This is a genomic window from Sulfurimonas sp. HSL3-2 (genome assembly GCF_039645965.1).
Taxonomy (GTDB): domain Bacteria; phylum Campylobacterota; class Campylobacteria; order Campylobacterales; family Sulfurimonadaceae; genus Hydrocurvibacter; species Hydrocurvibacter mobilis.
Window position 1 is genome coordinate 1,768,550 of record NZ_CP147917.1, and the last position, 19,011, is coordinate 1,787,560.

A 19,011-nucleotide genomic window follows, 5' to 3' on the forward strand; every position below is an offset into this window, starting at 1 on the left:
TTGCTCGTTCATAGTAGAGTTAGTGCTATTTCTTTACATGTAAGCTTAGACTCTCGATGTTTTTTTTGTATCTGCCGAGCATCTTGCTTATCTCTTCTATCTCGAACATCTCTATCTTCTCTAGAAGTGTTTCGCTGTACTCCATCATATGCTGTATGTTGTGTTTGGTCGCCAGTTCTTTTAAAGCGGTCGCGAACGTGGATATCTGCTCTAAGTCGTTGTTGTTGGCAGCTTGTACATATAGCTCTTCGATCTCAGGAGAGAGAGCATCTAAGAAGATCTGCAGCTCTTCTAAGTTCTCGACTTTTATCTCCTCTTTTACTTTTGGCTGTACCTCTTTTTTTATGTACTTTAAAAACTTCGAGACTTCATGGTAGAGTTCGTTTTTAGACACGGGCTTTCTCAGGTAGCCGTCAAACCTCTGCACTTTTATCTTCTCAAGCTCCTGCTGCATGATCGAAGCCGTCAATGCGATGATAGGCACATCAAGACTCTCTTTTATGATCCTTGTCGCGCTGTATCCGTCAAGGACCGGCATCCTTATATCCATGAGTATCAGATCTATCTTATTGCTTGCAGCTTTTTGCACAGCATCCTGCCCGTCCACGGCTTCTATCACCTTTATGTTCGTACCGTAAAAACTCTCTGTCACAAGTCTTCTGTTCTGTTCTATATCATCGGCTACCAAGATAACAGCGTCTTGGAACTCGATCTCCGTGTAGTCTGCAAGGACCTCATCTTGTGCCTCTTTATCATGCAGAGAAGCGATATCCAGGTTTTTAAGATTCAGTATGAATGTTGAGCCCTTGCCTACTTCACTTTCTACATTTAGTGAACCGCCCATAAGAAGTGCCAGTTTTCGGCTGATGGCAAGCCCCAGACCTGTGCCTCCGTACTTTCTGACATCCTGATTTTCCTGCTGTTCAAATATATTGAATATCTTGTCTTGAGCATTTTGCGGTATCCCTATCCCGCTGTCTTGTACCTTGATCTTTATGTCTACCTTGCTAAGATGTTCATGAACACTCTTCACTTCGACTATGACCTTGATGTATCCCTCATCCGTAAATTTCAGCGCATTGCCTATGAGGTTTATAAGGATCTGTTTGAGCCTGACTTGGTCTGTAAAGACGGCTTCGGGCATCTTTTCATCAATATCCAGCTCAAGACTCAACCCTTTTTGTTCTGCCTGAAGCGTAAAAAGATTGATGCTCTCTTGAAGTATCTTCTTTACGTTTGTCCTGCTTTTTATGACCTCTAGTTTTCCCGACTCGATCTTAGAAAGGTCTAGAATGTCGTTTATCAAGATAAGTAGGGTCTCTCCCGAGGAGCGGATAGTATGGATAAAAGACTTCAGCTTTTTATCCTCCACTTTTTCATCTAGAAGCTCCGCAAAGCCTAAGATGGAGTTCATCGGTGTTCTTATCTCATGGCTCATGTTCGATAGAAAGTTGGATTTTGCTTTGTTTGCACTCTCTGCCGCATTTGTCGCTTCGAGCAGCTCTTGGTTTAACTCGTTTAGTTTTCTCTCGACGACCTTTCTTTTTTCTATCTCAATGGAGAGTTTTCTGTTCCAAAAAAGTGATCCCGCGATAATGAGCAAGAACACTCCAACGATCTCAAACAGCATCGTATAGTCGATCTCTCTGTCATACTTGACTTGTACCCATCTGTTATATATCCTGTTTCTTTCATCCTCGCTTATGGAATCTATGACCTTGTCTATGACTTTTATCCCCTCATCTCCCCAGTCATTACGCAAAGCCATTCGAAAGTTTGATCTATAGTTACTTATACCCGATATCTTTAGATTTGAAAGTCCCGATTTTTGGATGTAACTGCTCGCTACGGGCAGAAGGTCTATGTAGGCATACGCATCGCCTTTGACAACGGCTTTAAACGCTTCCATGATGTTTGGAACCATGATATACTTGATATCTGGATGTTCTCTTTTTATTGTCTCGCTGATCGCATAGCCTTTGACCAAAGCGACTTTCTTGCCATACAACTCATTTATATCCGTTATAAATCCTGCATCTTTTCTTGTTATAAAGACTTGCGGCATGGTTATGTAGGGTTTTGAAAAGTTCACATATTTTTTTCTAGAAGCGGTCTTGGTCAGACATGAGTACATGTCGGCTTCTCTTGTATTGATCTTCTCGACACTCTGCGACCATACTTTCGTCGGGACTCTTACAAAAGTTATGCCCGTCTTTTTACTCAGAAGCTCCATATAACTGCTTGCAATCCCTGAATACGTCGCACCGTTTCCTTTAGAAAGGTACTCGAGCGGTTCAAAATCATTGTCGATCACAAACCTGATGGTCTTATGTTTATCTATCCATACCTGTTCCTCTTCACTGAACTTTAGAAGTTCGTTGGAGAGACTCAGGTTATCGCTCCATCTGCTTTTTATCTCTTGGGTCTCTTGTGCGGAAATACTTTTCACACTCTTTTGGATAATACTAAATAATAGAGGTTTATCTTTGTCTATCGCTACACTCACGTCAGTCTGAAACTGATCCAGTTTTGCAGCTATATGAAGATTGTTTAAAAGATATTTGTTGATGATATAGGTGCTTACCGCCAGATTGCCCACATAGGCATCGACCTTGCCAAGAGAGAGCATCTCAAGCGATTCTTCGTTAGAACTTGAAAGTTTTAGTTTGATATCTGGGTACTTTGTCTCTAGCCACTCATGGATATATGAGCCTCTGTTGACAGAGACAGTTTTTCCGTTTAGATCGTCCAAACTTTGAATGCCGTTACTGCCCGTCTGTGTCACGATGACCATAGGCACGGACAGATATGGATCCGTAAAATCCAGATATTTGTCTCTTTCCTCTGTTTTGACGGCACAGGTAAGCCCGTCATATTTTTTCTCTTTCATGTTGTTGAGGACATCGGACCAGACACCTGCCTTGACCTCGAACTTTAGACCCGTTTTTTTGGAGATGAGTTTTATATAGTCGCTTGAAAGCCCGGAGTGGTTACCGTTTTTATCTACAAAATCAAAAGGGGGCCATTTATAATCTGCACCCAGTGTCACGACAGGATGTTTTTTTATGTACGCCTGCTCCTCTTTTGTAAGCACTAAAGGAGAAGCGCTTAAAACCGAGAGGTTTAAAAAAAGGAGGATGAAGTATCGCAGAAAAATCTTCACTATTCTTCTTCTAATATTTGTCTAAAACTTTCCAAATTATTTTCAAAAAGCTCTACTAGATAGGGATCGAACTGCTTGTTTCTTCTGTCTGAAATATATTGCGCTGCTTCATCAAAAGCCCAAGGCTCTTTGTAGATTCTTTTATGTGTCAGTGCATCCAGGACATCAGCCAGTGCGACTATCCTTCCGTAGATATGTATCTCTTCGCCTCTTAAGCCTTGCGGATACCCCGTACCGTCCCACTTCTCATGATGCTGATGGGCAATGATATCCCCTGCTTTTATGAGTCTTCTAGTCGATTGTCTTAAAAATTTATGAGCATTGGTCGTATGGTCTTTCATGATCCTAAACTCATCTTCGGTATATCTGCCCGGCTTGTTCAAGATATGATGGGGGATAGTGATCTTTCCTATGTCATGCAGAGGAGCAGCGTAAAAAACTTCCGATATCTCGTTATCATCAAGGCTACCGTGCAGTGTAGCTAAAAGTCTTGATATCTCCGCGACTCTTTTAATGTGTTTTCCCGTCTCATCGGATGTAGATTCCATCAGCTCCGTCAGCAGGTAGATGATCTCTTTTTGATTTTGTTCGAGTTCTGTAAGAAGTCTTCGTTCTGTTTCTATGATCTTTACGTTTAGATCGATATTGTTCTGCTGTAAGACGCATTTTGCACGGTAAAGTTCCAGATGCGTTGCGACTCTTGAAATGAGTTCATCAGCATAAAAGGGCTTGGTTATGTAATCCACCGCACCGAGTTTAAACCCTTCGGTAATGGAGTCTATATCTGCTTTTGCGGTTAAGAAAATAATAGGAATGTCTTTTGTAGCAGGATCACTTTTTAAGACTTTACAAACCTCAAAACCGTTCATCTCAGGCATCATGATGTCTAGAAGGATCAGATCAAAACTCTTAGTCTTGACTATGTCTAGGGCTTGTTTGCCGTTTAAAGCAAATGAGAAGTTATAGTTATTCTCTTTTAAGATGTTCATAGCAACTTTTATATTATCGCTGATATCATCTACAATAAGAACATTATAAGAAAGTTCCATGTCATAACCCCCTTCAGGACGTTTGGCTTAATTATATCAAAAAAATAAATCTATCAAGATTATTAATGATGACTAATGTTATAATATACAAAATCAAGGACATTATGAATGAATAGTATTACTATTTCAAAACAAAAAATATTTAATAATAAAAATGAAGTTTTCGCACATGAGCTTGTATTTAAAGACAGTTCGGACAATACGACAGGCTTTTCAGATACCGTTAAAGAGACTTCACAGCTGATAATCAGTTCGGTGACAAGCTCGGAACTGGACAAACTTCTCGGCAGAAATTCACTCGCTTTTGTAAATGTAGATGACAAGACTTTGACAAAAGGGATCTTGGATGTCTTAGATAAAGAGAGATTTATCTTAAATATTTTAGAAGACATCAACCTGACAGAAGAGGTGATCAATAAGATCATCCAGTACAGAAAAAGAGGATTTAGATTGTCTTTGGAGCACTTTGATTCAAGTGCCGACATGATAAAAAAATTCAGCAGACTCTTTAACTATATAGACATCATCAAAATGGATACGGTACTTTCTCTGCCTCAAAATCTGGAAAAGGTGATGAGGAAGTTTAAAGGGACAAGGATAAAACTCCTTGCTCAGCATATCGAGACAAGAGAAGACTATAAAAAATACTTGGATATGGGGTTTGACCTCTTTCAAGGGTACTATCTTGATAAGCCGGAGACCATTGAGATCATAGGAGGAAAAGAGGCTGCACAGTTCATTATCCTGCAACTCCTGAGAATCATTAAAGAGGACAATACAAACAATGAGAAACTGGAGTTTTTTATAAAAAAACAGCCTGATCTCTCTTACAAACTAATCCAGTTTTTTAACAACTCTATAAAGCTCAATGTTAAAGTAGAGTCTTTACCGCAGGTACTTACACTGATGGGAAGAGACAAGCTTTTAAGATGGCTATTGGTGTATCTGTACGCGGAAGTCTCTAAAAATCCTGCTTCAAAGACGATGTTGGAACTGGCTATCAAAAGAGCTGAAAGAATGGAAGCCGAAGCTGATCCGAAAAACAAGGACAAAGCTTATCTGGCTGGGATGTTCTCTATGCTGAGTTCTATCTTTGAAACGGATATAAAAGAGCTTATGCATGAGGTAAATATGGATAATGACATCACCTCTTTAGTACTAGAGAAAAAAGGTATCTTTGCATCGAGTCTGATGAGAGCCGAACAAGCTGAAAAAGACTATCTGAAAAAAGTGATGCTTGCAAACTTTGATAAACTCTATACTCCGGACCTTGTCTCGACGTTGGAGTACAGCGGTGTCGAGATAGATAAAGATAAGATCTGATCTATCCTTCATTCCCCTGTTTTTGAGTCTTTCTTTTTATCCGCATCTGGATCTTTGCAAGCTCTCTCATATCGTCGTTGAGATCGCTTTCATCGACGATCTCTAAACCTAAGATAGTCTCTATACAATCCTCTAAAGTGACGATCCCGTCTGTCTGATCGTACTCGTCTTTTACCAAGAACATATGTTCTTTTTTTGATATGAAAAGATCAAGTGCTATGGAAACAGGAAGATTTCTGTTAATTGTAAATATATCTTTTTTTATAGCACCGACAGTCACACTGTCATCTTCAAGCAGCTGCTTAAAGATGTTTTTTGTCAATACGATACCCGTTACCTCTTCCATACTTCCTTTATATATCGGGATCCTTGAAAACTGAAATATCTCTTTTTGCGTTGCAGCGACCTCTTTTACCGTCATATCTTCATCAAGTGCGAAGACGACACTTCTTGGAGTCAGGATCTCTTTGACTTTTATATCGCCTAGTCTCAAGATATTCTCGATCGCATCTGACTCCTGTTCATCAAGTATCCCCTGTGTTTCGCTCAGAAGCGTACTTTGAAGCAGCTCCTCTTTACTAAATCTGTTCAAGGTCTTTCTATGTCTTGATATCCTATTTGTGACAAAGAGTGTCATTAAGATGATCGGATATGTAAAAAATATAAAGAATTTGATCACATGTGCCGAGACAGGTGCCAGCTGTTTGTAATAGACTGCACCGATAGTCTTTGGAATGATCTCGGACAAGAATAAAATAGCAAAAGTCAAGATGATAGAGATGACCACAACTGCATCGTCACCAAATACTTTGGAAGCCTGTGCTCCGACTGCTGCTGCACCCAATGTGTTTGCGATCGTGTTTATTATCAGGATCGCAGCTATTGATTTGTTGATATGTTCCTTATGTGTCCGCAAAAGATTTCCGGTACGCGGTCTATGACTTTCCAACACTGCTATATACGACATATTGATAGATAATAAAACTGACTCTAACACCGAGCATACAAACGATACGGCTATCGATAAAACAAAAAATAGTACTAATAATTCCACTTATTTCCTTTGTAAGATTATAACCAAAAGACAATTTATTATATCCTATATGCTTTAATAGTTTCAAAGAACCAATTTGATATAATTCCATAATTATATTTTCAAGGAATGAAATGCGCGGTTATAAGATATTTGCTGGTACGTCTAGCGTTGAATTTGCAAAAGAGGTATGTCAGACTCTTGATGTCCCACTGGCAAAGGCGGAAGTCAAACGTTTTAGTGATGGAGAGATATCTGTTCAGATCTCTGAGAGTGTTCGTGGACGTGATGTATTTATCGTCCAATCAACAGGAGCTCCTTCAAACGACAACTTGATGGAACTTTTGATCATGACGGATGCCCTTCGTCGTTCAAGTGCAAGCAGTATCACTGCCGTTGTTCCATACTTCGGATACGCTCGTCAAGACAGAAAAGCAGCTCCTCGTGTTCCTATCACGGCTCGTCTAGTTGCAAATATGTATGAGACTGCAGGGATCGACAGAGTCGTGACTATCGACCTTCACGCGGGACAGATCCAAGGTTTCTTTGATATCCCTGTTGACAACCTTTACGGTTCTATCATCTTCAAAGAGTACATCAAATCTAAAAACCTGAAAAATCCTGTAATCGCTTCACCGGATATCGGCGGCGTTGCACGTGCTAGATATTTTGCACAAAAAATGGGTCTAGAGATGGTTATCGTCGACAAACGCCGTGAAAAAGCGAACGTCGCAGAAGTCATGAACATCATCGGTGACGTAAAAGGCAAAGATGTGATCATGATCGACGATATGGTCGATACTGCGGGGACTATGGTAAAAGCTGCATCTGCACTAAAGAAAAACGGGGCTACGTCTGTTATGGCTTGTGCGACTCACGCAGTTCTAAGCGGTAAAGCGTATGAAAATCTAGACAACGGTGAACTAGATGAATTGATCGTTTCAAACACACTCGTTTCACAACCGAACAAAAAGATAAAAGTACTTACGGTCGCTCCTTTATTTGCTGAAGTGATCCGCCGTGTTTATCACAATGAAAGTGTAAATTCACTGTTTATATAAAAATATAGACCATCTTAAACTAAAGAACACATATATATGAAAAACATTAGAAATTTTTCTATTATCGCGCATATCGATCACGGTAAAAGTACGCTTGCAGACCGCATCATCCAAGAATGCGGGGCTGTAAGCCAACGTGAGATGACAAAACAGATGATGGATACCATGGATATCGAACAAGAACGCGGTATCACCATCAAAGCGCAGTCGGTAAGACTTGACTATGTCAAAGACGGTCAGCACTATGTCTTAAACCTCATCGACACTCCGGGCCACGTCGACTTCTCTTACGAAGTCAGCAAGTCTCTGGCTTCTAGTGACGGTGCTTTACTTATCGTCGATGCTGCACAGGGCGTCGAGGCACAGACTATTGCAAACGTGTATATGGCACTGGACAACGATCTTGAGATCATCCCGGTCATAAACAAGATCGATCTTCCCGCTGCTGAACCTGAACGTGTTGCAGAAGAGATAGAAGCGACTATCGGTATCGATGCGACTGACGCACTGCAGGTATCTGCAAAAAGCGGGATCGGTATACGCGAACTTCTAGACGCCATAGTAGAGCGTGTTCCTGAACCGCAAGGCGATCCTGATGCTACGACAAAAGCGATCATATATGACTCTTGGTTTGATGCTTATCTTGGAGCACTTGCACTTGTACGTGTGTTCGACGGTTCTATCAAAAAAGGTCAAGTCGTCAAGCTTATGAGCAACAACGAAGAACACGCCGTTCTTGATCTCATGTACCCGCACCCTCTAAAACGCCAAAAGACAAATGCTATTGAGAGCGGAGAGATAGGCATCGTCGTTCTTGGACTTAAAGATGTAAGCGTCATCAACGTCGGTGATACCATCACTGATGCAAAAAACCCGACAAAAGAACCTGCACTCAAATATGAACCTGCAAAACCGTTCGTATTTGCAGGACTTTATCCGATAGACACGGATAAGTTTGAAGACCTTCGTGAGGCGCTAGATAAACTTCGTCTAAACGACAGTTCACTCTCTTATGAGCCTGAGACATCTGTGGCTCTTGGGTTTGGTTTCCGTGTCGGTTTCTTGGGAATGCTTCATATGGAGGTCGTCAAAGAGAGATTAGAGCGCGAGTTTGATATCGAACTTATCGCTACGGCTCCTTCGGTTATCTACAATGTCTATATGACAAACGGTGAGATGATATCGGTTCAAAACCCTTCGGAACTTCCTGAGCCTAACTATATAGATCATATAGAAGAGCCATATGTCAAAGCGACGGTCATCACGCCTGCCGAGTACCTAGGAAACATCATCACGCTTTTAGTATCAAAGCGCGGTATCCAAGAAAAGATGAGCTACATCAACGAAGACCGTGTCCTTTTAGAGTACTCTATCCCAATGAACGAGATCGTCGTAGATTTTTACGACAAACTCAAGTCTATTTCTAAAGGGTATGCGAGTTTCGACTACGATCCGAGTGACTTTAAAGAGGGTGACCTTGTCAAACTTGACGTCAGAGTCGCAGGCGACGTCGTCGATGCACTCTCTGTTATCGTTCCAAGAAGCTCGGCTGAATCTCGCGGACGCGTACTGGTCAAAAATATGAAAGAGCTCATCCCTCGTCAGCTTTTTGAAGTCGCTGTTCAAGCTTCTATCGGTAACCGTGTTATCGCCCGTGAAACTGTTAAAAGTATGGGTAAAAACGTTACCGCTAAATGTTACGGCGGGGATATTACCCGTAAACGTAAACTTTTAGAGAAACAAAAAGCGGGTAAAAAACGTATGAAGTCCATAGGTAAAGTACAGCTTCCGCAAGAAGCATTTATGTCTATCCTGAAAATGGATTAGATGATGGTTCTCATAAATGCTTCTTTTTGCACCAGCAAAAGCTTTAGTGAGATGAATTGTAGTCGGGACTTGTTCCGATTACAAGAAGACAATCAAATAATGACTTTTATGTCTATCCTGAAAATGGACTAACATGCGCTGTATGATGTGTGAGAGGTTTTCGCTCACACATCTCTGCTCATCCTGTCAAGAAAAACTTTTAACTCCGTCCATCCACAAACGCAAGATCCTCAACAACATCGAAGTCATCTCCTTTTACAAATACAACGATATAAAAGACCTCATCCATACCAAACATACCGATCTTGGGTACTACATCTACTCCGCCCTGGCCGACCTTACTTTTAAAAAGTTCGCTTCCGAGTTTCTTTTTGATGAAAAGATAGCGAGCATCGGCATCGATGACAGAGTCAAGAATGGCTACTCGCATACGGCCATCTTGAACAAAGCGCTAAAAAGCAGATACATCACTCCAAAATATGCAAGACTACGATCAAGAAACGATATAACCTACTCCGGTAAGACAAAAGAGTACAGGATGAACAATCCAAGAGATTTTGAACTAAAAGAGTTTAAAGAGAATAATGTGATCCTCGTCGATGATATCATAACGACAGGACTGACACTGTCGCAAGCTTGTAACACCCTTACTTGTAAAGGCAAAGAGGTCCTTTTTTGCTTGACTTTAGTAGATGCAAGCGAGTAAAATGCAGCTTACATGTAAACAAGTGAGAAACAGATGGCATTAAAACTCAATCACCCTTTTATACATAGAAGACGCGGCAAAAACTTAGGTGTATTTGAGCTCGTCGCCATTGCCCTTGGCGGAATGGTCGGCGGCGGTATCTTTACGGTACTGGGTGTTTCGGTCTCGCTCATCGGAGCATACACGCCCATAGCCATCGCCATAGGCGGTATCATCGCGACATTTGCCGCGTACTCATACATCAAACTCGGTGTCTACTACAAAGATGAGGGAGCGACCTACTCATTTTACAAAAAGACTTTTGCCGACTCGCATTTTGCTGCATCGCTCATAGGCTGGTGGGTCATCTTCGGATATATCAGTACCTTAGCGCTTTACGCTTATACATTTGCGTCATATGCCATCAGCGACTTTAGCTTTGCAAACAATGAATGGGTTAGAAAGGCGGTCGCTGGCGCGATCATCTTACTGTTCACTCTTGTAAACGTATGGAGCGTCAAAGGGATGGGAAGGATCGAGGACTTGATGGTCTATACTAAACTTGTTCTGCTTTCTATCATCTCCTTTGTCCTTATCAACCATACCGACACGACACTGCCTCATCTGCTGCGTGAGACAAAAGACATCTCTATTTTATCTATCTTTATCGTCGCATCGCTGACCTTTGTAGCATATGAGGGATTCCAACTTGTCATAAACGCAGTCAACGAAATGGAAAAACCTGAGATAAATATACCGAAAGCGATATATTGGGCCATCTTTTTAGCCATCACCATCTATGTCGTCATCTCCATCGGGGCAATACTTGCCATCCCGTTTGCAGATATTATCAGAGATAAAGAGTATGCCTTGGCATCCGGGACAAGTCATCTGCTTGGTCACTGGGGAGAGGACTTGGTGATAGCAGGTGCCCTTCTGGCTACAAGCAGTGCCATCAGTTCGACACTTTTTGGAGCATCCAGACAGATGGCAGTCATCTCCAAAGACGGTTATTTCCCGTCATTCTTATCAAAAAGAGATACGACGATCCCTACAAACGCGATCATAACTATGTCAACTTTAGCATTTTTACTGATACTAGCAGGGAATCTGGAGTTGATACTGGAGTTTGGAAGCGTTACCTTCTTGATCGTATCTTTTTTAATGGCATACGCAAATTTTAAAATACGCAGAAAGACCAACTCCTCTACCTTTATCACGCTCTTTGCGATGTTTGCTCTTTTGGTGGGGAGTGTATTTATTATCTATTTTGAAGCCACGACTCAGATAGAGCAGCTCTATTTCATCATAGGTCTGTATCTGCTGCTTACACTCAGTGCATATCTCTACTCTTTGTTTCGTGCAAGAAGGTTACAAAAGCCCTTTTAAAAACTTTTCTTGTCTCCATGGTGACAATTGATGAAAAAACATTCAATTTTGTAATAACCAAGTAATAAATAAAAGTTATAATACATTCATGTATAAACTATTTATTTTCACCTTACTTCTCGGCAGTTTTGTTTTAGCAGATGACTTAAAGACACTCCCTTATGAGACCAGTATAAAATCGGTTCAATCTATACAGCAAGATGCTATTATATATGGTTCTGGCGATAGAGATGTATATGTTTTTATCGATCCATGGTGTCGATATTCGCGTAAATTCATCTCGATGGTTTCCACCAATCCTGCAATGCTTGTAAAGTACCGCTACCATCTTTATCTTTACGGGATTCCCCGCTTACATTCACAAAATGCTATCGCGGCAGTCTATAGAGCAGAAAAACCGTTAAAGACACTTCTTAATATTATGCTCAACGATGATAATATCACGGCACCATTAACACCTCTGGTAGAGGCAAAGATATCCGCTATAAAAGATATAGCCCAAAAATTAAACGTTAATAAACGACCTTTTTTAATCATAGAAAATAGGAAATAGCCTGTATGTATTACAACACACCAAATATCAATAGATACCTTGATTTCATACTTATATATCGAAAACAGATTATTATTTTTTTCACATTAATAGCTATAGTGTTTATGAACACCTTAGAACCGAAATTCCTCTCTTCTGATGAACTGTTTTGGCAAGAAAGTTTAAAAGAGGCAAAAAAAACGGACCTCCAGCATTTCGAGCGTTATAAGCAATCTAAACTAGTCGTCCATACAACTAAGTTCGATGATGCGACAATGGCAGAGCTTCAAAAACTCCAGCAAGAGCTTTCTGCCCTCGCGCATGTCAAAAAAGTCTCTTCGATCTTTAGTAACGATTTCATAGAAAATGAGTCTGACTCCAATAACTCCAGAATGCTGGTAGTTCTCGACTCTACACAGATCAACAGTCTGAAACTAAAACAGCTTGTAAAAAAGTCCCATAACAATTACTGCAACATAGTAGATAAAGAGTTTAGAACTTTTTACTTTTTTATTAGTGCTACAGACACTGTCGATATTACAAAACTGCATATTCCCGGAGAGTACCAATACATCCATTTTGATTATAAAGTCCACTGGAATGTACTCTTTCTCTATTTACTGATCTTTACCGCGATTCTTGTGCTCACCTTTAGAGTACTCTTTAGAAACTATATTGCAGCATTTTCGGCACTCTTTGTTTTGACACTCTCGACTGTACTCACCTTTGGTACTATCATTTTGATCACCGGTATCAATACTATTCACATTACGATGCCTTTTATTACCATCAGTATATCTCTCGTTGAGTTTTTATATTTTTACTACCGCTGGCATGTTTCTCAGTACAAGACAAATGAGATACACGCTCTGCGTAAAATGCTCAATAGGAATATGACCCCTGCGATGTGGACATCGGTTCTGACGCTTCTTGGACTTGGAAGTCTGGTGTTTATCGATTCTGACATCATCAAGCTGCTGAGCCTTAGCGTCATCGTCTCCTCTATTGTAAGCTATATTCTCAACTTAACGGTTCTGCCTTCGATACTCAGTCATTTTACGCTGAAGCACACGCATGTCCCATATGTCAAACTTGGCTACCTGTTAGCATCCAATGAACTGCATTACAATAAAAAGTTTCTTTTGGGATTTTTATCGATCACCTATCTATTTTTGATCATCGGAGCGGTCACGATCTATTCAAAAAGCCACCATCTTTTTCATCTTCATGTAAAAAATGAGCAGCTTGAACTAAAAGTCCCCTATAAACAGATAGATATAAAGCTCATTCACTCTTTAGAACAGTTCACACAAGATCTGCAAAACAGATTTGAAGATGAACTAGGAGATGTCGTCTCAATAGTATCTCTTGTACATAATCTTAATGAAGCAAATACACAAACCGACAAGTTAGATGACGAAGCATTGCTCCAAGCACTTTTCTACATCGATCTGTATCGGCTTAATGACAAATATTTTGATGACAATACGGTGAATGTAGTCATAAATCTGTTTGATATCAATAAACTCGAGTTACTAGAGTGGTTGCAAGCGTACCCCAATATCGATCTCTATTTTCTTGACGATGCCACACTCTTCAGCCTTGCAAAATACAATAAGACGCTACTGCTGGCAAGCTCACTCTTTGTTGCTCTTATTCTCATAGGTACCATCACGGGTTGGATCTTTCGATCATGGCCAATGATATTTGTAGGCTTCACCGTCAACCTCATCCCTATTCTTTGGTTTGGGATGCTCATTACTCTTTTTGATATTCCGCTGAGTATCGAGATGCTTATCGCCATGACTATCTCTTTAGGGCTCGCTTCTGATGCGACTATACACTTTGCGTATAAATATTTCCGCTTAAGATATTTTGGAAGAAGTCAAAAACATACACTTGAAAAAGTTTTCTTTTATGCAGGTATTCCCATAATCATAGGATCTCTTGTGCTCATCTCTGTTTTTGGATCACTCTATTTTTCACAAGTAGAGTCCCTGCAGCTCATCGGAGTATACAGCGCCCTGCTTATTTTCATTTCACTACTGAGTGATCTCTTTGTACTGCCGGTCATGCTTTTATTTGTAGACAAGTTTCAAAGGAAACAGAGCTTTTAGAACAGTCCTTTTAAGAACTTGTTCACCTCTTTTTCTATCGCTTTGCCGGCCTCTTTTTTGATGAGTTCCGTCGCATCGATACCGATGCGCGGTTTTTCTACATTACCTTTGAGTGTGACGGTCAAAGGATTTTTATTTGCTTCGACTCTGATCTTAGCATCGATGATCTTTGTCTTTGAGTTTAACTTCAGGTCTTTCGTGTCTATCTGTGCATTGTTGGAGTTTAGATGAAGCGATGCGATGATCTGCTCCTTTTTGATGCCAGCATGCAGATCACCTAAGAACTTCTCTTTATAAAGGTCTGTCTTTGCATACTGTCGCACTAAGTTTATCATCTGGTTGTTCGTAAAATGACCGTCACGCAGTTTTGCATCGAACCTGCCTGATTTTTTCGCAAGGTTATAGTCCAGTTTTCCGTCTAGTGACGAAGCGAATATCTGCGGGTAGACCAGCATATCCAAAAGAGGAAGTGTTTGCAGATTATCTAAGTCAGCAGTAAAGTCATCGTTGTGTAAGACTGCATCCACTTTACCGTCAAAGATGTTTGAATGAGCCGTAAGGTGCAGATCTTTATCTTTTTTCAGCCTTCCGTCTACTAAGACAGAACCTTTTAGATCTCTGTTTGTCACAAAGTAGAGCTTGCTCAGATCAAGGAGTTTGACTTTGTAGTCCGTGTTTAGTGTTTTACTGTTTATGTCATAACTTGCTTTTTTGATATCAAAAGTCGCAAGGTTGGAGTTAAAGTCTACAGAGGTGTCTATACTGTTTGTATTGAGTCTAGAGTTTGTCTTCGCATCAAAAGTTATGCCAGGCATATTTTTAAACTCATAGGTCTTTGAGATATATTTTGTATCCAGCACACCGTTTTTTATTTTTGTCAGAACTGTACCGTCTAATGAATGCAGATCTTTTATGTTGATATCTGCATCGATCAAAGCATCTGCGTAATGAGGCTGTTCTACCATATACAGAAGTTTTGTGAGGTTCAGGTTTTTGATCTGCGCATCCACTACTTTTGGTTTAAAATCTGCCAATGTAACATCAAAAAACGTATCACTCTGAGCGACATCGCTTTTCCCGCTTACATGCAGGTTCTCTTTTGTACCTTTGACTTTACCGTTTATATCTATTTTCCCTCGTAAAGGTGCTTTAAGTACTGGACGTAAAAGGGAGAGCTCTTTTATGTTCACATCGTATGTAAGATTTAATGCCAACGGTTCCGGTGTGACTATTCCGTTTGATTTGATCTTTGCCAAGTTTGAATTGAACTCGTACAAGTAAACAGCTTCATCACCTTTAAGTCTTGCTTTTGCATCCATCGTAAACTCTGTCTTTGGCAGATCTACTCCAAACTCTTTTGTTAAGAGCGCGTAGTCGATCTTAGAATTGCTTACATGTAAGTTCAAGTCACCGTCTAGCTGATGCGGTTTTATATCTTTGAAATTCACGTCAAGTGCAATATCTGCTTTTGCATATATCTTCTCACCGATAAGGGCTAAGATGTTTTCAAGCTTTGCACCTTTTACCTTGGCGATGATCGATGTAGGATCGAACTTTGTCAGTTCTATATGGTAGTAAGTATCACTTTTTGCGACATCACTGATACCGTCTATCTTTAGAAAATCAAGATCGCCTTTGACCTCCCCGCTTGTATGCAGTGTCCCAAAAAGCTGTTTTTTTGTCAAAGAGGCAAGTGTTTGCAGTTCATTAAATTTACAGCTGTAATATATGTCAAATGATTGAGAAAAAAGTGAGTAGTTTCCATCTACATGTAAACTGTTTTTTTCATTTAATGATAAAGATAGTTTAATATAATTGGTTGTAAGTTTAAATACATCGACCTTGAGGGGAAGATCTGTATTCTCCTTTAACTTTGATTCGATGACAGGCTTGATCAAGTTGTTGCCAAATGTCGTGAATGCAACTATATAGATAATAACAATAAGCGATAGAAGCAGTCCGAGAAGCCATCCGATGTATTTCAATGTAGAACCTTTTTTTCAAAAATTTTATCATAAAAGTGATAAATAGAAAGGGTTTTCATAGTTGATACAAATAGACTCAACTATTCTAAGTAAATTTTATAAGATTATACTTGACATAGATTGACTCAATTTGTTATAATACTCATGGATTTCAAAAAAGGAGTCAATTTTTAATATGTCTAATGAAAATACAAATGAAGAAACTATCCCGGAAAATGAGGGGATTGAGGTTTCAGAAGAAGTCGTAGAAGAGCTTAGTGAGATTGAGCAGCTTCGTAAAGAAAATGCTGAATTAAAAGATAAGTACGCGAGAGTACATGCAGATTTTGATAATATAAAAAAACGTTTAGAGCGCGAAAAATATCAAGCTCTTGAATACGCAAATGAAAAGTTTGCAAGGGATCTTATCCCGGTAATAGATGCTTTGGATATGGCGATATCGGCAACTAAAAATGCCGACCTTGCTACCGAAGATCTCTTAGAAAAGCTCAAAGAAGGGATCGAACTGACAATGAAGCAGTTCCTTACCACTTTAGAGAAACACGGTGTTACAGCAGTGAGCCACGAAGAGGAGTTCGATCCGAATATCCATAACGCGGTTCAAAAAGTAGACAGTGATGAGCATGAAAGCGGAGCAATCGTTCAAACGTTCCAAACGGGATACAGATACAAAGACCGCCCGCTTCGTGATGCGATGGTAGTCGTGGCCAACTAGTTAATGAACGACACTTGAACAAGTCCAAGTGTCTACGCTAGGCGCTATGCCGCTAAAGTACAAAAATGCTTCCGGCATTTTTACTTGAAGCATAGCAGATAAATCTGACACGATAGTGTCAAGCTTTAGTCGCCACAGCGGCGCAAGCGAAGATAAAGGGACTTTGTTCCTTTATCGGAATAATAAAGTGAAGGATTATCTTCATTTAAATTTTGAAAAAATTAAAATTAAGGAAATAGTATGAGTAAAGTAATTGGTATAGATTTAGGAACAACAAACTCATGTGTTGCAGTTTATGAAGGTGGTGAGGCTAAGATCATCCCTAATAAAGAGGGTAAAAACACTACTCCTTCTGTTGTAGCATTCACAGATAAAGGTGATGTACTTGTAGGTGATCCTGCAAAACGTCAAGCGATCACAAATCCTGACAAGACGATCTCTTCTGTTAAGAGAATCATGGGTCTTATGATGGACGAGGACAAAGCAAAAGAAGCTCACGATAAAGTAACATACAAGATCGTAAGTAAAGACGGTATGGCTGCTGTTGATGTTGCAGGTAAGATATATACGCCTCAAGAGATCTCTGCAAAGATCCTTTCTAAACTAAAAGAGGATGCGGAAAGCTACCTTGGTTCGACTGTAACTGACGCGGTTATCACGGTTCCTGCATATTTCAATGATGCACAACGTAAAGCGACTAAAGATGCCGGTACAATCGCAGGACTTAACGTTCTTCGTATCATCAATGAGCCTACTGCTTCTGCACTGGCATACGGTCTAGAAAGCAAAGCTGATGAGAATGTACTTGTTTATGACCTTGGAGGCGGGACTTTCGACGTTACGACTCTTGAGATCAGCGACGGGACTTTCGAAGTTCTTTCAACTGACGGGAATGCATTCCTAGGTGGAGACGACTTCGATAACAAGATCGTTGATTTCTTAGCTGCTGAGTTCAAAAACGACAACGGGATCGATCTTAAAAACGACAAGATGGCTCTTCAACGTCTAAAAGACGCTGCTGAAAACGCTAAAAAAGAGCTTTCATCTGCACAAGAGACTGAGATCAACCTTCCGTTCATCACAGCTGATGCGACAGGTCCAAAACACTTAGTTGTAAAACTGACTCGTGCGAAGTTCGAAGGTATGATCGAGCAACTTGTAAAAGAGACTATCAGCCACATCGAAACAGCTATGAAAGATGCTGACCTTGCAAAAGGTGATGTTAAAGAGATCATTATGGTCGGTGGTTCAACTCGTGTACCACTTGCTCAAAAAATGGTTTCTGAGTACTTCGGCGGTAAAGAACTTAACAAAGGTGTGAACCCGGATGAAGTTGTTGCTGCAGGTGCTGCGATCCAAGGTGGTGTTTTAAGAGGAGATGTTAAAGACGTTCTTCTTCTTGACGTTACTCCACTTTCACTTGGTATCGAGACTCTTGGCGGTGTTGCTACGAAGATCATCGAAAAAGGTACGACTATCCCTGTTAAGAAATCTCAAGTTTTCTCAACAGCAGAAGACAACCAACCGGCTGTTACTATCAGCGTTGTTCAAGGTGAGCGTGAGTTCGCAAAAGACAACAAATCTTTAGGTCTGTTCGAACTTTCAAACATCCCTGCGGCACCACGCGGTGTGCCTCAGATCGAAGTTACTTTTGACATCGATGCAAACGGTATCTTAACTGTTAGCGCAAAAGACAAAGGTACAGGTACTGAGCAAAAGATCACTATCTCTGGAAGCACTGGTCTAAGTGAAGAAGAGATCAACCAAATGGTTCAAGATGCTGAAAACCATAAAGCTGAAGATGAAAAACGTAAAGCTCTAGTAGAGTTACGTAACCAAGCGGATGCACTTATCGCACAAACTGAAAAAGCTATGGGCGAGATGGGTGAGAAACTTGACGCTGAAGAAAAAGTAAAAATCGAAAAAGCTATCGAAGAACTAAAAGCAACTCTTAAAGATGAAAACTCTACAAAAGAGCAGATCGAAGAAAAAGTAAAAGCTTTAACAGAAGTAAGTCACAAAATGGCTGAGCAGATGTATAAGCAAGAAAATCAAGGCGGAGAAGCGGCGCAAGGTGCTAAAAAAGCAGACGACGACGTTATCGATGCAGAGATAGAGTAATCTATCTCCTA

Annotated in this window: 13 protein-coding genes; 9 read left to right on the forward strand and 4 right to left on the reverse strand. The window is 40.4% G+C overall.

From position 1 onward, the window contains the following. Window positions 1-25 precede the first annotated feature (25 nt). On the reverse strand, window positions 26-3,163 hold the full coding sequence (locus WCX87_RS08885) for a transporter substrate-binding domain-containing protein (RefSeq protein ID WP_345979340.1): 3,138 nt from the start codon (window positions 3,161-3,163) through the stop codon (window positions 26-28). Continuing rightward, window positions 3,163-4,212 carry an HD domain-containing phosphohydrolase gene (locus WCX87_RS08890; protein ID WP_345979342.1) on the reverse strand — a complete coding sequence of 350 codons (1,050 nt, stop codon included), beginning with the start codon at window positions 4,210-4,212 and terminating at the stop codon, window positions 3,163-3,165. The genes WCX87_RS08885 and WCX87_RS08890 overlap by 1 nt, the downstream gene beginning before the upstream one ends. A 108-nt stretch (window positions 4,213-4,320) precedes the next feature. Between WCX87_RS08890 and WCX87_RS08895 the strand changes: the two genes are divergently transcribed. Next, window positions 4,321-5,535, forward strand: coding sequence for an EAL domain-containing protein (locus tag WCX87_RS08895; protein ID WP_345979344.1), 1,215 nt, complete (start codon window positions 4,321-4,323; stop codon window positions 5,533-5,535). 1 nt (window position 5,536) lies between these two features. Here the strand turns inward: WCX87_RS08895 and WCX87_RS08900 are convergent, their stop codons facing one another. Next, window positions 5,537-6,589, reverse strand: a complete 1,053-nt coding sequence (locus tag WCX87_RS08900; protein ID WP_345979346.1) for a CNNM domain-containing protein — start codon at window positions 6,587-6,589, stop codon at window positions 5,537-5,539. A 113-nt stretch (window positions 6,590-6,702) separates the two neighbouring features. Between WCX87_RS08900 and WCX87_RS08905 the strand changes: the two genes are divergently transcribed. The 6 genes from WCX87_RS08905 to WCX87_RS08930 all read left to right on the forward strand — a co-directional run bounded on the left by WCX87_RS08905 (window position 6,703) and on the right by WCX87_RS08930 (window position 14,179). Continuing rightward, window positions 6,703-7,629 (forward strand): ribose-phosphate pyrophosphokinase, encoded by a 927-nt coding sequence (locus tag WCX87_RS08905; protein WP_345979347.1) that lies wholly within the window; start codon window positions 6,703-6,705, stop codon window positions 7,627-7,629. Between the two features lie 36 nt (window positions 7,630-7,665). Next, window positions 7,666-9,456 (forward strand): translation elongation factor 4, encoded by a 1,791-nt coding sequence (lepA, locus tag WCX87_RS08910; RefSeq protein ID WP_345979348.1) that lies wholly within the window; start codon window positions 7,666-7,668, stop codon window positions 9,454-9,456. A gap of 133 nt (window positions 9,457-9,589) precedes the next feature. Next, entirely contained in the window at window positions 9,590-10,162 is a 573-nt protein-coding gene (locus WCX87_RS08915; protein ID WP_345979349.1) for a ComF family protein, read from the forward strand. 33 nt (window positions 10,163-10,195) lie between these two features. Beyond that, window positions 10,196-11,530 carry an APC family permease gene (locus WCX87_RS08920; protein WP_345979350.1) on the forward strand — a complete coding sequence of 445 codons (1,335 nt, stop codon included), beginning with the start codon at window positions 10,196-10,198 and terminating at the stop codon, window positions 11,528-11,530. Window positions 11,531-11,618: 88 nt separating this feature from the next. After that, a complete protein-coding gene (locus tag WCX87_RS08925; RefSeq protein WP_345979351.1) occupies window positions 11,619-12,083 on the forward strand; it encodes a hypothetical protein in 465 nt (154 codons plus the stop codon). A 104-nt stretch (window positions 12,084-12,187) separates the two neighbouring features. Continuing rightward, window positions 12,188-14,179: a hypothetical protein gene (locus tag WCX87_RS08930; protein ID WP_345979352.1), complete on the forward strand. Its 1,992-nt coding sequence runs from the start codon at window positions 12,188-12,190 to the stop codon at window positions 14,177-14,179. On the opposite strand, the gene WCX87_RS08935 is transcribed toward WCX87_RS08930, so the two are convergent. Then, complete coding sequence (locus WCX87_RS08935) at window positions 14,176-16,164, reverse strand: hypothetical protein (protein WP_345979353.1); 1,989 nt, start codon at window positions 16,162-16,164, stop codon at window positions 14,176-14,178. The two genes, WCX87_RS08930 and WCX87_RS08935, sit on opposite strands and share 4 nt — an antisense overlap. Window positions 16,165-16,339: 175 nt before the next feature. Here WCX87_RS08935 and grpE point away from each other — a divergent pair, with 175 nt between their 5' ends. Together grpE and dnaK are read left to right on the forward strand one after the other, a co-directional pair. Then, window positions 16,340-16,879 carry a nucleotide exchange factor GrpE gene (gene grpE / locus WCX87_RS08940; protein ID WP_345979354.1) on the forward strand — a complete coding sequence of 180 codons (540 nt, stop codon included), beginning with the start codon at window positions 16,340-16,342 and terminating at the stop codon, window positions 16,877-16,879. 240 nt (window positions 16,880-17,119) lie between these two features. Continuing rightward, entirely contained in the window at window positions 17,120-19,000 is a 1,881-nt protein-coding gene (dnaK, locus tag WCX87_RS08945; RefSeq protein WP_345979355.1) for a molecular chaperone DnaK, read from the forward strand. Window positions 19,001-19,011: the final 11 nt, after the last annotated feature.